10 protein-coding genes are annotated in these 14,252 nt (G+C 61.6%); 8 read left to right on the top strand and 2 right to left on the bottom strand.

Annotated elements, in window-relative coordinates:
* The first annotated feature begins 67 nt into the window (after positions 1–67).
* Together ACF8E5_RS10980 and ACF8E5_RS10985 are read left to right on the top strand one after the other, a co-directional pair.
* Positions 68–2,329: a TonB-dependent siderophore receptor gene (locus ACF8E5_RS10980; RefSeq protein ID WP_326383476.1), complete on the top strand. Its 2,262-nt coding sequence runs from the start codon at positions 68–70 to the stop codon at positions 2,327–2,329.
* 261 nt (positions 2,330–2,590) lie between these two features.
* Positions 2,591–3,598: a zinc-binding alcohol dehydrogenase family protein gene (locus tag ACF8E5_RS10985; RefSeq protein WP_078478608.1), complete on the top strand. Its 1,008-nt coding sequence runs from the start codon at positions 2,591–2,593 to the stop codon at positions 3,596–3,598.
* A 23-nt stretch (positions 3,599–3,621) separates the two neighbouring features.
* Here the strand turns inward: ACF8E5_RS10985 and ACF8E5_RS10990 are convergent, their stop codons facing one another.
* Positions 3,622–4,236 carry a thymidylate kinase gene (locus ACF8E5_RS10990; RefSeq protein ID WP_058637732.1) on the bottom strand — a complete coding sequence of 205 codons (615 nt, stop codon included), beginning with the start codon at positions 4,234–4,236 and terminating at the stop codon, positions 3,622–3,624.
* A gap of 199 nt (positions 4,237–4,435) precedes the next feature.
* On the opposite strand from ACF8E5_RS10990, the gene ACF8E5_RS10995 reads away from it, so the two are divergent.
* On the top strand, positions 4,436–6,982 hold the full coding sequence (locus tag ACF8E5_RS10995; RefSeq protein ID WP_392475265.1) for an HWE histidine kinase domain-containing protein: 2,547 nt from the start codon (positions 4,436–4,438) through the stop codon (positions 6,980–6,982).
* Positions 6,983–7,112: 130 nt separating this feature from the next.
* Here the strand turns inward: ACF8E5_RS10995 and ACF8E5_RS11000 are convergent, their stop codons facing one another.
* Entirely contained in the window at positions 7,113–8,756 is a 1,644-nt protein-coding gene (locus ACF8E5_RS11000; protein WP_058604990.1) for an acetolactate synthase large subunit, read from the bottom strand.
* A gap of 168 nt (positions 8,757–8,924) precedes the next feature.
* On the opposite strand from ACF8E5_RS11000, the gene ACF8E5_RS11005 reads away from it, so the two are divergent.
* The 5 genes from ACF8E5_RS11005 (at position 8,925) to ACF8E5_RS11025 (ending at position 14,244) form a co-directional block, all read left to right on the top strand.
* Positions 8,925–9,806, top strand: coding sequence for a LysR family transcriptional regulator (locus ACF8E5_RS11005; protein WP_058604991.1), 882 nt, complete (start codon positions 8,925–8,927; stop codon positions 9,804–9,806).
* 159 nt (positions 9,807–9,965) lie between these two features.
* Complete coding sequence (locus ACF8E5_RS11010; RefSeq protein ID WP_178091303.1) at positions 9,966–11,150, top strand: MFS transporter; 1,185 nt, start codon at positions 9,966–9,968, stop codon at positions 11,148–11,150.
* Between the two features lie 79 nt (positions 11,151–11,229).
* Positions 11,230–12,081, top strand: a complete 852-nt coding sequence (locus ACF8E5_RS11015; RefSeq protein WP_392475266.1) for a LysR family transcriptional regulator — start codon at positions 11,230–11,232, stop codon at positions 12,079–12,081.
* Between the two features lie 94 nt (positions 12,082–12,175).
* Positions 12,176–13,171: an aldo/keto reductase gene (locus ACF8E5_RS11020; protein WP_058637735.1), complete on the top strand. Its 996-nt coding sequence runs from the start codon at positions 12,176–12,178 to the stop codon at positions 13,169–13,171.
* 122 nt (positions 13,172–13,293) lie between these two features.
* Positions 13,294–14,244 carry an endonuclease gene (locus ACF8E5_RS11025; RefSeq protein WP_058637736.1) on the top strand — a complete coding sequence of 317 codons (951 nt, stop codon included), beginning with the start codon at positions 13,294–13,296 and terminating at the stop codon, positions 14,242–14,244.
* The last annotated feature ends 8 nt before the right edge of the window (positions 14,245–14,252 follow it).

A 14,252-nucleotide genomic window follows, 5' to 3' on the forward strand; every position in this document is an offset into this window, starting at 1 on the left:
CGCTATAATTCTGCACCTTGCTGCAAGGCCATTTCCTGTCGTTCCAATTCCTTCATCAGGTTCTCACATGCCCTTCCCAAATTTTGCCCGCAAGCCTGCGTTGCACACTGTCGTCTGGTTGCCCCTGGGGTTGGTCGCAAGCGTGGCGTCACCGCTCACACTTGCCCAGAACACACTGGAAATCCCGGTGCCGGTCGCACAGCCCGTCAATGCGGCCGGCACCACCGGTACGGTTCTTGAGCTTGAAGAAACCGCAGTCTCGGCCAGCGCCGACGCCTCCAGGGATGGCTTGGTACCTGAATATGAAGGGGGCCAAGTAGCCCGCGGTGGGCGTGTTGGTATCCTGGGCAACAAGGACTACATGGAGACGCCCTTCACATCCACCTCCTATACCAATCAACTGATCCAGGACCAGCAGGCGCACAGCGTCGCGGATATTCTGCAGAACGATCCTTCCGTGAGAGTCGCCCGTGGCTTCGGCAACTTCCAGGAACTCTATGTCATGCGCGGCTTCCCGCTGTATTCCGATGACATCGCCTACAACGGCCTCTATGGCCTGCTGCCGCGTCAATATGTGGCGGCGGAGTTCATCGAGCGGGTCGAGGTATTCCGCGGGGCCAATGCCTTCCTCAACGGCGCTGCCCCCGGCGGCACCGGCATCGGCGGCGCCATCAACATCCTGCCCAAGCGTGCCCCGAACGAGCCCCTCACCCGGCTGACCGCTGGCGTTGAAAACCGGGGCTTCGGTACCGTTTCGGCCGACGTGGCGCGGCGCTTCGGGGAGCAAGACCGTTTTGGCGTTCGCGTGAACGTGGCCAAGCGCGACGGGGAGACGGCGGTACAGGACCAGGACCGCTCCCTGGACATGTTCGCCCTGGGCCTGGACTACCAAGGCGAGCGTCTGCGGCTTTCGGCCGACATCGGCCACCAGTACCATTTCATCGATAACCCGCTGCCCAGCGTATACCCTACAGGCCGCGCACCCAGCCCACCGGACGCCGACAAAAACTACGGCCTGCCCTGGACGTACTCCAAGGAGAAGCAAACATTCGGCACCTTCCGTGCCGAGTATGACCTCTCCGATGCACTCACCACCTGGGCTGCCATCGGCATGCGCAAAGGTGAGGAAAAGAACGTGCTGGCTACCCCCTATTCCGACGCCAATGGCGGGACCCGTTCGACGCGCTTCGACAACTACCGGGAAGAGACCGTGTCCACCGGTGAGGTGGGCATGCGCTACACCCTGCAAACAGGTCCGGTCTCGCATCAGTGGGTGCTGTCCGGCTCGATGTTCGACAACAAGGACCGCAATGCCTGGGCGAGTAATTTCGGTAGTTTGAACAGCGATCTCTATGAGCCGGTCTACATCGCCAAGCCCGAAAACGACCAGTTCAGCGGCGATATGTCCGACCCGCACGTGACTGCGAGGACTCGTACCCAAAGTCTGGCCATTGCCGACACGCTAGGCTTCTTCAATGACCAGTTGTTGGTCACCCTTGGCGCACGTCGTCAGGGGATAAACGTGACGGGTTACGACTATGATTCTGGCGATAAGACGTCAAAATACAATCGTTATGAGACTACTCCTGTGGCTGGCATCGTCTACCAGCTGAATGAGCAGATCTCGATCTATGCCAACTACATTGAAGGTTTGACTAAAGGCGATACTGCAGGCACCAAGACGACACTCCCCGATGGCTCCGAGGGCGTAATATCCAATCCGGGAGCTTCCCTTGCGCCCTACGTTGCCAAGCAGACGGAACTAGGCGTGAAATACGACGGCGGTGGTCTAGGTGGTAGCTTGGCAGTCTTTGAAACCCGCAAGCCTGTCGGCATCGTCGAGGACCTCGTCTTCAAAGAAGGCGGCGAACAACGCAACCGCGGGATCGAGTTGTCGGTGTTCGGCGAGCCGACGCCCGGCGTGCGTCTGCTTGGCGGCGTCACCCTCCTCGATGCTGAGCTCACCAAGACCCAGAACGGTCAGGACGACGGCAACCAGGCCATCGGCGTGCCCAAGACCCAGGCCAACATCGGTGGCGAATGGGACGTGCCAGGTGTGAACGGCCTGACACTGACCAGCCGAGTGGTCTACACCGGCCGTCAGTACATCAACAATGCCAATAACCTCGAGATCCCTTCATGGACGCGGCTGGACCTGGGGGCCCGCTACGGCTTCAAGGTCGACGAGAAGGATGTCACCCTGCGTGCGCGTCTGGACAACGTGGCCGGTCGTGACTATTGGGCTTCCGCTGGTGGGTATCCAGGCTCGAACTATCTGGTACTCGGTGCGCCACGTACGCTGTCTCTAAGTGCGTCGGTCGATTTCTGACCGCGCAGGTCGCACGACCTGCCGCCCCCTACGGCAAGCGTTGTGCCATGCACCGCTTCAGGGCTGCTTCGCAGCCCGTCGCCGTCAGGCCGGGCCCCTCACAACTTAGAGCCAATGCAGGCCTCAGGTTTGAATCTTCGCGCATCGACTACCCTCCCGTTTTCACTCCTGAAAAGAAAGTATTAATCCTCTAAGCCTGTTTTTCTTCACAAACGATAGGAATAGCCTAGGCAGGTACCTTTTCACTCAAGGCCCTGCCCCATGAAATCTGTCGTTTACTCGCAGCCCGGCTTGCCGCTGCAAGACCCTCAATCGCTCTATGATGCAGACCTGCCCAAACCGTCCCCCGGTGCGCGAGACCTGCTGGTCGAAGTCAAGGCCATCGCAGTCAACCCGGTCGATACCAAGATTCGCGCCAGCCGTGGCGGTGACCAGCCACAAGTGCTGGGCTGGGATGCGGTCGGTATTGTCCGCGAGGTGGGCGAGCAGGTGACGCTGTTCCAGCCAGGGGATGAGGTGTTCTACGCCGGCGCCATCGACCGCCCCGGCTGCTACAGCGAATTCCATCTGGTAGACGAGCGCATCGTCGGGCGCAAGCCGTCCAGCCTGGATGCTGCCAGCGCCGCCGCGCTGCCACTGACGTCCATCACGGCGTGGGAGCTGCTGTTCGACCGCTTGCGCCTCGAAGAAAACGGCGGTCAGGGTCAGCACCTGCTGATCATCGGCGCTGCCGGTGGGGTGGGTTCAATCCTGGTGCAATTGGCTCGCCAATTGACCGGGTTGACCGTGATCGCTACCGCATCCAGGGCCCACACCCAAGCCTGGGTGAAGGACCTGGGCGCACACCTGGTCATCGACCACTCGTCCCCGCTGGCCACCCAGCTCAGCGCACACGGTGTTGAAGCGGTCGATCACGTCATCAGCCTGACCCATACCGACACCTACCTTGAGCAACTGATCGAGGTCCTGCGCCCGCAAGGGCAGCTTGCCTTGATCGATGACCCGGCGCAGCTGGATGTGGTCCCACTCAAGCGCAAATCCTTGTCGCTGCACTGGGAGCTGATGTTCACCCGCTCGCTCTATCAGACGCCCGACATGATCAAGCAGCACCAACTGCTCAGTCGTATCAGCGAGATGGTCGACAGCGGTGTGCTCAAGACAACGTTGGGTGAACACTTCGGGACGATCAATGCGAGCAACCTGAAACGGGCGCACGCGGTCATCGAGAGCGGCAAGGCCAAGGGCAAGATTGTGTTGGAAGGCTTCTGAGCACGGCGGCTCGAGGGTCGCGTTCAGGCGTGCAACAGCGGCGTGATGGACTCCATCAACTGGTCGACTGCAGCCGTCACGGTGCCGTCATTCTGACAGAGCAGCCAGCCGTGCTTGTTTGCAGCACGGCTGAACGCCTGGGTGCTTGCGATCTGCTCCTGCAAGGTATGCATCACCGTGCTGCCCAGGCCCCGGCGGCGTGCCGCCGCCCTCGCCCAGGACGTTTGCGCTGTGGTGAGCACCGCAATGTTCAGGTCAGGCACCTGCACGCCGTGTTCGATGTTCAACCGCAAAACCTGATCGAACGGCACGGTTCGGCGAAACGCTGCGTCCGAGGGGTACCAACGGTCGATCAGAACAATGCTGTCGCCAGGTTGACGCGGCAGTACGTGCCGGGTGATCCAGGCGCGACTTTCGGCCAGTTGTTCGCAGACCTGCCACTCAAGTGCTGGCGAAGGCTGCCTGGCCAGCTGATTGACCAACGCCATGGTCTGCGCGCGCTGTGGATCATTGTTGCGCTCACACAGCCTGACCACCTTGTTGCCCTGGGCTCGCAACGCCTGGGTCAGTGCTTCGAGCAGCGTGGTCTTGCCAGTGCCCTTGGGGCCATCCATAGCGATGAAAAGCGGACGACTCATGCGCGTTTACCTTCACAATCATGGGGCGCATGAAACCACCGAAGCCTGTCATGCACAAGGGCGGGCACCTGGTGCAGACGACCGGCACCCACAAAACTGCTATCCGGGGCACTCACCGGCTTTGCCGTACGCGGGTGTACTGCTAGGCTGACGGCGGCGGCCGCGCAGGCAGCCTCTACATCATCTACAGGCATGGCTAATGACCCTCGACCCACAGGTAAACCTGAGTAATTGCGACCGCGAACCCATTCAGATTCCTGGCAGCATCCAGCCCCATGGCTGCTTGCTGGCCTGCGACGCCACCGCAACCGTGATCTTGCGCCACTCGGTCAATGCGCCGCAGTTACTGGGGGCGGCGCTGCCACTCAATGGCCTTAAACTCGATGACGTGATTGGCGGGGAGCTCGCCCATACCTTGCGCAATGCCCTGGCCCGGGTACGCGAAGGCTCGCGCCCGGCGTTGAGCTTTGCAGTCGCCCTGCCCGATGGCAGGCGTGTGGATGTATCGGCGCACCGCTTCAAGGGCAGCACCATCCTGGAATTCGAGCCTGCCGGCCAAAACGTTGCGGAACCCATCGAGCTCGCCCGCACATTGATCGCGCAGTTGCGTGAAATCGACCAGACCGACCGCCTGTTCCGCGATGCCGCACGGTTTGTCCGTGCAGTACTGGGCTACGACCGGGTGATGATCTACCAACTGGGCACCGATGGCGCCGGCAAAGTGATTGCCGAGGCCAAGCGCAGTACGCTGGAGAGCTTCCTGGGGCAGTATTTTCCCGCTTCGGACATCCCGCAGCAGGCACGCGCCTTGTACCTGCGCAACCCGATCCGGGTCATCCCGGACGTGCAGTTCGAGGCAGTTGCCCTGGAGCCTGTGCTGGACCCTTCGGGCGAGCCATTGGACCTGTCCTATGCGCACCTGCGCAGCGTCTCCCCAATCCACTGCGAATACCTGCAGAACATGGGCGTGGGTGCCACCATGTCCATCTCGATCATTGTCAATGGCGCGCTGTGGGGGTTGATTGCCTGCCACCACTATTCACCGCGCAACCTGACCATGGGCCGGCGAGTGGCGGCCGAGATGTTCGGCGAGTTCTTTGCCCTGCACATCGAAACATTGCGCAGCCGGCAACAACTCGAAGCGGCCGTGCAGGTGCACGACACGCTCGACCTCATGCTGCGCGATGCCAACCATGCCGCCGACATGCACAGCTTCTTCGAAGACCGGCTGCCAAGGCTGATGTCGCTGATCCCGTGCGATGGCATCGGCATCTCGCTGCAAGGGCGTTGGTCGAGTGCCGGTAGCGTTCCGCCCCGAACCTGCGTGCCTGAATTGTTGCGCTTTGCCGAGAGCGTGGCCGAGGCCAGAACATGGGCATCGAATAGCCTGTCCCAGGCCCATCCGGCGGCCCAGGCCTACTTCAGCGACGTATCGGGCGTGCTGCTCATCCCCATTTCGCAGCGCCCGCAGGACTACATCATGTTCTTTCGCAAGGAAGTGGTGCAGACCCTCGACTGGGCGGGCGACCCCAACAAGACCTATACCAGTGGCGCGATGGGCGACCGGCTGACGCCGCGCACGAGTTTTTCCATATGGAAACAGACCGTGCACCAGCAATCTGCGCCCTGGTCGGAGCAGGATCGGCAGTTCGGAGACGCCATTCGGACTGCCATCGTCGAGGTGTTGCTGCACAACAGCGAACTGCTGGCCAGCGAGCGCTCCAAGGCCGAGGTTCGCCAGCGAGTACTCAATGAGGAGCTCAACCACAGGGTCAAGAATATCCTGTCACTGATTGGTGCACTGGTCGCCCATCCCACGGCCGAGGGCCAGACGCTCAAGGGTTACGTGAACACCCTGCAAGGCCGCATCCAGGCCCTGTCGCTGGCCCACGACCAGGTCGTGCGGGGTGACGGTGGTGGGCGCCTGGCGATGTTGCTCGATGCCGAGTTGTCGCCTTATCGCACGGCGATTGCCGACATCGTCATGCAAGGGCTCAACGTGATTCTCGATGCCAGGGCCTACTCGGTAATGGCCCTGGTGCTGCACGAACTGGCGACCAACGCCGCCAAGTACGGTGCGCTGTCATGCCCAGGGGGGCGGCTGTGCGTCAGCTGGGCAATCGACGCTGCGGGCGCCTGCGCCATTATCTGGCAGGAAAGCGGTGGCCCGCCGGTGCAGGTGCCCAGGCGTCGAGGTTTCGGGTCGGTCCTCATCGAGCGCAGCATCCCGTTCGATCTGGGCGGTACCAGTAGCGTGGAATACTACCCTGAAGGGGTTCAGGGCTTGTTCACGCTGCCAGCCCGGCACCTGGCGGTCGCGGAATCCGAGCCTGCGCCTGCTGCTGCCTCGCCCCTGATCGATTCGACAGAGGCATTCGCCGCACGACCTGGCCTGAGCGTGATGATTCTGGAGGATCAGTTGGTCATTGCCATCGGCCTCGAGCAAATACTCAACGATGCCCAAATCGAGCACGTCATCACGGCCAGTTCCGAACAGGAAGCCTTGCAGATATTGGAGCGGCACTCACCCGACGCCGCCATTCTCGATGTGAACCTGGGAAGAGGTACGTCCATTGCCGTGGCCGAGGCATTGGTACGTCGGCGCATCCCTTTCCTGTTCGCAACCGGTTATGGCGATGGCATCAGTATTCCCGCGCACTTGAAGCACATTCCGGTCACGCGCAAACCCTATGACATGAGTACCATCGTGATGAGCCTTCGTGGCCTGCTTGAACCCCAGGACTGAAGACGCTCAAAGCACGGCGGCCATTGCGGCCGCCGCATACAGCGGGAGATTACATCTTCACCGCCTGTTGCATCTGGTCGATGCAACAGGATGAACGACTCAGCGATCAGCCACAGCGTGTGGGTACGCTTCAGATCGCCAGCGCTCGCTCACGCAGCTCGCTGTTGAGAATGCGGTCGTTTTCGCTGTAGTCGACCGGGCAGTCGATCACATGAACGCCTGGGGTAGTGATGCAGTGCTCCAGCAGTGGCAACAGGCCCTCAGCGCTTTCGACACGGTGGCCGGTGGCGCCGTAGGCTTCGGCGTACTTGACGAAGTCTGGGTTGCCATAGTCCAGGCCGAAGTCGGTGAAGCCCATGTTGGCCTGCTTCCAGCGGATCATGCCGTAGCCATCGTCACGCAGAATCACCACGGTGATGTGCATGCCCAGGCGCACTGCGGTTTCCAGTTCCTGGCTGTTCATCATGAAGCCGCCGTCGCCGCACACCGAAATCACCGGGCGGTCCGGATAGACCAGGTGCGAGGCCATGGCCGACGGCAAGCCGGCACCCATGGTCGCCAGGGCGTTGTCCAGCAGCACGGTGTTGGGCTTGTGCGCCTTGTAGTTGCGGGCAAACCAGATCTTGTAGATGCCGTTGTCCAGGGCCACGATGCCCTCGGAAGGCAGTACACGGCGGATATCGGCCACCAGGCGCTGTGGATAGACCGGGAAGCGGTCGTCGTCGCCGCCTTCGGCAATCTGCGCCTCGTTGGCTTCACGAATGGCCATCAGGCGGGTGAAGTCCCAGTGCGCGGTGTCGGTCAGTTGTTCGCTGATCTGCCACACGGCGTTGGCGATGTCGCCGATCACTTCCACCTGAGGGAAGTACACGGCATCGACTTCGGCGGAGCGGAAGCTGATGTGGATGACTTCGGTGCCGCCACGGACCATGAAGAACGGCGGCTTCTCGATCACGTCGTGGCCGATGTTGATGATCAGGTCGGCCGCTTCGATCGCACGGTGCACGAAATCACCGGACGACAACGCCGCGTTGCCCAGGAAGCGCGGGTGACGCTCGTCGACCACGCCCTTGCCCATCTGGGTGGTGATGAACGGGATGCCGGTCTTGTCGATCAGCTGCTTGAGCACCTTGGCCGTCATCTTGCGGTTGGCACCGGCACCGATCACCAGAATCGGGCTGCGAGCCTTTTGCAGTTTTTCCACAGCCGCTTCGATGGCCACGTGCTCGGCCAGCGGACGACGGTGCAGGCTGCGCGGAATAGGCAGGGCGTCGGTCTGCTCGGCGGCGATGTCTTCAGGCAGTTCCAGGTGCACGGCACCCGGCTTTTCTTCCTCGGCCAGGCGGAAGGCTTCGCGCATGCGGGCCGGGATGTTGTCGGCCGAGGCGAACTGGTGGGTGTACTTGGTGATGGGGTCCATCATGCCGCACACGTCGATGATCTGGAAACGGCCCTGCTTGGACTTCTTGATCGGCTTCTGCCCGGTGATCATCATCATCGGCATGCCGCCCAGGTAGGCATAGGCGCTGGCGGTGACCAGGTTGGTGGCGCCAGGGCCCAGGGTGGAGAGGCTGACGCCGGTCTTGCCGGTCAGGCGACCGTAGGTGGCAGCCATGAAGCCTGCAGACTGTTCATGGCGGGTCAGTACCAGCTTGATCTTCGACTTGCGCAGGGATTCGAGCAGGTCGAGGTTTTCTTCACCGGGAATGCCGAACACATACTCGACACCTTCGTTTTCCAGGCATTGCACAACGACATCGGCGGCCTTGGCCATTTAATGTACTACCTCAAGATCCAGGGAGGATGCAGCCAGCTGGCTGCGTGACTGAGATGTTGCAGGATGTCTCAGTGCCGCGCATCGTAGGCCTTGGCGTTAATAATAGTAAATATATTGTTATGATGCTGAGCATCACAAAACGTTATCAATTCTGGAATGCCCTAAATGAATCTCAAGGCGCTGCGTTGTTGCGTCGAAATCGTCCGCCAAGGCAGCTTCACCAAGGCCGCTCAGCACCTGCATATCGCCCAGCCTGCGCTGAGCATGGCCGTGACCCGCCTTGAAGAAGAACTGGGCGTCAGTTTGTTCAACCGCACCACGCGCAAGGTGGTACTGACCGTGGAAGGCGAGCAATTTCTGCCCCGCATCGCATCAGCCTTGCGGGAGATGGACGTGGCCCGCCAGGCACTGCGTGACATGGCCGACCTCAAGCGCGGCGAAGTGCGGCTGGGGATCCCGCCCATGTTCGGCCTGCACTATGTGCCCGGGTTGATGAACGCCTTTCGCAGGCTTTATCCCGGCATCGCCATGACCGTGTTCGAGGGCAGCGCCGAAGACATTGGCCAGCGCCTAGAGCAACGAGAAATCGACCTGGCGCTGCTCGAGTCCCGCCGCGTGCCCGCGGATAAGGAATCGATCCTGTTGGGCAGCGACGAGATGCTGGCCTGCATGCACCCGGATCACCCCTACGCCGGCAAGGCAAGCCTGACTGCCGAAGACCTGCGCAGCACCGACATGGTGGTGTTCGACCGTACATTCGTGCAGCGCCAGTTGCTCGACGCCTTCTTTGCCGAACACGGCATTACCTACCAAGTGGCATTGCAGAGCAATTTCGTTTCGTTGGTGGTCCAGGCTGCACTGGACAACATGGGCGTGGCCACATTGCTGCGCTCCGTGCAATTACGAACGCCAGGTATCGTCGGTGTGCCGTTCGAGCCTGCCCAGCAGATGAGTTTCCGGCTGTGCTGGCGGTCGGGTGAGTACCTGTCGCTGGCCAGCCAGCGCTTCATCGACTTTGCCGGACAGAGTCAATATCTAGATCGCTAATGCTATGGAGTACATCTGTACTCCACCTCGCATTCGCCCTACTTTTGCGCCCGTTAGAAGACCGCTGGTTGCGTCGGCGAGCGAGTCGGCGCGGCTCGACGCACCGTTCGCGTTGCCATTATCATCCCTTGAACGTTTCAGCATGTTTCAAGGAGCCAGATGTCAGTTTTAGAACCCTCCCCGTTGCCCAGCAAAAGCACGGTCGTAAAAATGGAAGCCGCCATGGCGCTGGGCAGCTTCGCCATTGGCACCGGTGAGTTCGCCATCATGGGCCTGATGCCGGATATCGCCAGTAACCTGAACCTGAGCGAACCTCAGGTCGGACATGCCATCAGCGCCTACGCGCTGGGGGTCATGGTGGGCGCACCCACCTTGGCCATCCTTGGCGCCAAGATTTTGCGCAAGCACATGCTGCTGTTGCTGATGGGCCTGTATGCGCTGGGTAACTTGGCCACCGCCTTCGCACCTTCATTTGGCGGGCTGATCGCGTTTCGCTTCATCAGCGGCCTGCCCCACGGCGCGTACTTTGGCATTGCCGCAGTCGTGGCCTCGAGCATGGTGGCCAACAACCAGCGCGCAGGCGCCGTGGCTCGGGTCATGATGGGGCTTACCTTGGCCATGTTGCTGGGCAACCCGATCGCCACCTTTCTGGGCCAGTACTTTGGCTGGCGTTCGGCGTTCGTGCTGGTCGGGCTGATTGCCGTGTGCACCATCGCCATGGTGTGGCGCTTCGTGCCCCAGCGTCATGATGAGGTGCGCAGTGACCCGCGCAAGGAGCTCAAGGCCTTCACCTTGCCCCAGGTCTGGATGGCGCTGGGCATTGCGTCCATCGGCTTTGCCGGGATGTTCTGCGTGTTCAGCTACCTGGCCCCGACCATGCTCGAAGTGACCCGCGTGGCGCCGCAGTGGATTCCGTTCGGCCTGGCAGCCTTCGGCGTGGGCGGCATTGTCGGCAATATCGTCGGCGGCAAATTGTTCGACCGCTTGCAGTTCCGCGCCGTGGGGCTGGTGCTGGCGTGGTCGGTGTTGGTCCTGCTGTTCTTCACCTTTGCCGCCGCGAACCTGTGGAGCCTGCTGCTGGGCATCGGCCTGGTGGGTACCATGATCGCCCTGGCAGCGCCCTTGCAAATCCGCCTGATGGACATCGCTCACGAAGCCCCAAGCCTTGCAGCGGCCTCGAACCATGCCGCCTTCAACTTGGCCAACGCCCTGGGCCCATGGTTGGGAGGCATGGCGATCACGGCGGGGTTGGGCTGGACCAGTACAGGTTACATCGGCGCTGCCATGGCGCTGCTGGGGCTGGGGCTCTATGTTGTCGCACGGCGCATGAAAGGCGGCGCTTGAGCCAAGGCTACATTCCCGCACGGGCTGGTATCCAAGACGGTGTCTGGCCCTCTCAGACCTATAACTGCCGAGCCCGCTCATGTTCGATTGGGAAGACTTACGCCATTTCTCGACCTTCTGCGCGACCGGGTCGCTGTCTGCCGCCGCCAGGGTACTGTTAGTCGACCACGCTACCGTCGCTCGGCGGATCGCATCCCTCGAGGCTTCGCTCAACCTGAAGCTGGTCGACCGCCGCGCACGGGCCTATGTGCTCACCGAGGATGGCGAGCGCGTAGGCGAGTTGGCCGGTCAGATGGCCGCATCGTCCTTCGCCCTCGAACACTTTGCCAGCGCCGGTCAACAAACGGTAGAAGGTGAAGTGATCATCTCGGCACCGCCCGCCTTGCTGGGCAGCATCATCGCAAGGCGCCTGGGGGACCTTTACAAGCACTACCCCCAACTGCGCCTGCGGCTGGTGGGCAGCAAATCTCGGGCATCCCTGGCCAGGCGCGAGGCCGACATCAGCATCGTCCTGTCACGGCCCACCGAGCCGACCCTGGTGGTCAGCCTGCTCGGGCACCTGGACTATCGTTTGTATGCCAGTGCCGATTACCAAGCTAGCGGTTCGGCACGCCGGTACATTGGTTATGACGCCTCCCAGGCCCATTCACCGCAGCAACAGTGGCTCAACCGCCAGGCGGGCGAGCAACCCTTCGCCTTGCTGAGCAACGACTTGCGCATCCAGGCCCAGGCGTGTGCCGGAAGTATAGGCATCGCTTGCCTGCCCGCCTTCATGGCCCATGAGCACGGGTTGACCGTGGCTGGCCAGCCTGAGCAGACCATCAGCATCGAGATCTGGCTGGCGGTGCATGAAGACGTGCGCGCCACGCCGCGGATAAAGGCAGTGACCGATTTCCTGCACCAGCAGATCAAGCCCCTGTTGCGCTTGTGAATTCCTGCAGGTCCCACTTGCAGCAACACGGAATTTGCCCGCATGGCCAACGCGGGTACGCTGCACCTATTCAAAGGCTGACGAGGACACACTGATGCAATACGTGAAATTGGGTACCACCGGGTTGGACATTTCCAGGTTGTGCCTGGGCTGCATGACCTTCGGCGAGCCGGATGCCGGCACGCACCCCTGGACACTGGGCGAAGACGCGAGCAGGCCCATCATTCGCCATGCCGTCGAGCAGGGCATCAACTTTTTCGACACGGCCAATAGCTATTCCGCGGGCACCTCAGAGGTGATCCTCGGCAAACTGCTCAAGGAATTCACCCGGCGTGACGAGACGGTGATCGCCACCAAGGTTTTCTACCCGGCCAACATGTGGCAGGGCGCCAGCCGTCCCAATGAGCAAGGGTTGTCGCGCAAGGCGATCATGACCAGTATCGACGCCAGCCTGTCGCGTTTGGGCACCGACTACGTCGACCTGTACCAGATCCACCGCTGGGACTACACCACTCCCATCGAAGAGACCATGGAAGCGCTCAATGACGTGGTCAGGGCGGGCAAGGCCCGCTATATCGGCGCTTCGTCGATGTATGCCTGGCAATTTGCCAAGGCGCAGCAGGTGGCCACCAGCAACGGCTGGAGCCGTTTCGTGTCGATGCAGAACTTTTTGAACCTGCTGTACCGTGAAGAAGAGCGCGAAATGATTCCCCTGTGCCTGGATCAGGGCGTCGGGCTCATGCCCTGGAGCCCCATGGCACGTGGTCGCCTGACCCGCCCCAACGGGCAGCAGACCGAACGGACCCGCACCGATCTGTCCGGGCAGTCATTCTTCGAGAAAACCGAGGCGCAAGACGGACGCGTCATCGACGTGGTCGAACAGATTGCCCAGGAGCGTGGCGTGCCGATGGCCCAAGTGGCGCTTGCCTGGGTACTGGGCAAGCAAGGGGTCAGCTCGCCCATCGTCGGTGCGTCCAAGCCCGCGCACCTGGACGACGCCTTGGCCGCCATCGACCTGCGCCTGACGGCTGAGGAGACCGCTCGACTCGAGGCACCCTACGTGCCCCATGCAGTCACGGGTTTCAAATAGCATCACGCCTTCCCTGCGACCATTGGCCACCCGTTTTCCTACGCGTGGTGGTCAATGCGTGCTGTCTGCTCTGGGTAGAAGTACTACAATGCACGCCCCAGTAATCTGCGTGTTGTTTACCCATGAAATCATTGCGTTACGCCCTTCATCTACTTCTGATTCTAAGTAGCCCTGCCTGGGCAAACCCGCCCTCCACTTTTGCTGAAGCCAAGGTCGTGGCCAAGCAGCAGGTCTACATGGACCAGGACAAGAGCGCCATGGGCGAGCTGTATTGCGGCTGCCAGTGGACATGGGTAGGCAAGTCAGGCGGACGGATCGACGCGGCTTCGTGTGGCTACCAGACCCGCAAACAGCAAAACCGCGCCGAGCGCACCGAGTGGGAGCACATCGTGCCGGCCCATACCTTCGGCAACCAACGCCAGTGCTGGAAAAACGGCGGCCGGGAGCACTGTGTGGACAGCGACCCGGTATTCCGCGCCATGGAGGCCGACCTCTTCAACCTCTACCCTGCCGTGGGTGAGGTCAACGGTGACCGCAGCAATTTCAACTACGGCATGGTCAGTGGCAACCAGGGCGAATATGGCCAGTGCACGACCAAGGTGGATTTTGCCCAGCGCGCGGCCGAGCCCAGAGATGAAGTCAAGGGCCTGGTCGCCCGTACCACGTTCTACATGTTCGATCGCTACCGCCTGAACATGTCTCGCCAACAGCAACAGCTGCTGATGGCATGGGACCGCCAGCACCCCGTTTCAGCCTGGGAAAAAGAGCGCGACAGACGCATTTCCGCCATCATGGGCCACGCCAACCCGTTCGTCACGGGCGAACGCAAGTGGACCCTGAACTACACCCCAACGGGCGATGGCGTGCAGCCAGCGCTGGCGGCGCCTGCCCGTACCACCGTAGCAAGCCAAGCCCCCGTGGGCGCCGTACTGGGCAACCGCAACAGCCACGTGTATCACTTGTCTGTCGGGTGCCCGGGCTATCACCAGGTCGCGCCCAAGAACCAGGTCGCCTTCGCGACCGAGGTAGAAGCCCAGGCAGCGGGCTACCGCAAAGCCGGCAACTGCCGCTGATCAACCAT

The organism is Pseudomonas sp. WSY_20, from assembly GCF_043104335.1.
In the GTDB taxonomy this organism is placed as follows: Bacteria; Pseudomonadota; Gammaproteobacteria; order Pseudomonadales; family Pseudomonadaceae; genus Aquipseudomonas; species Aquipseudomonas parafulva_B.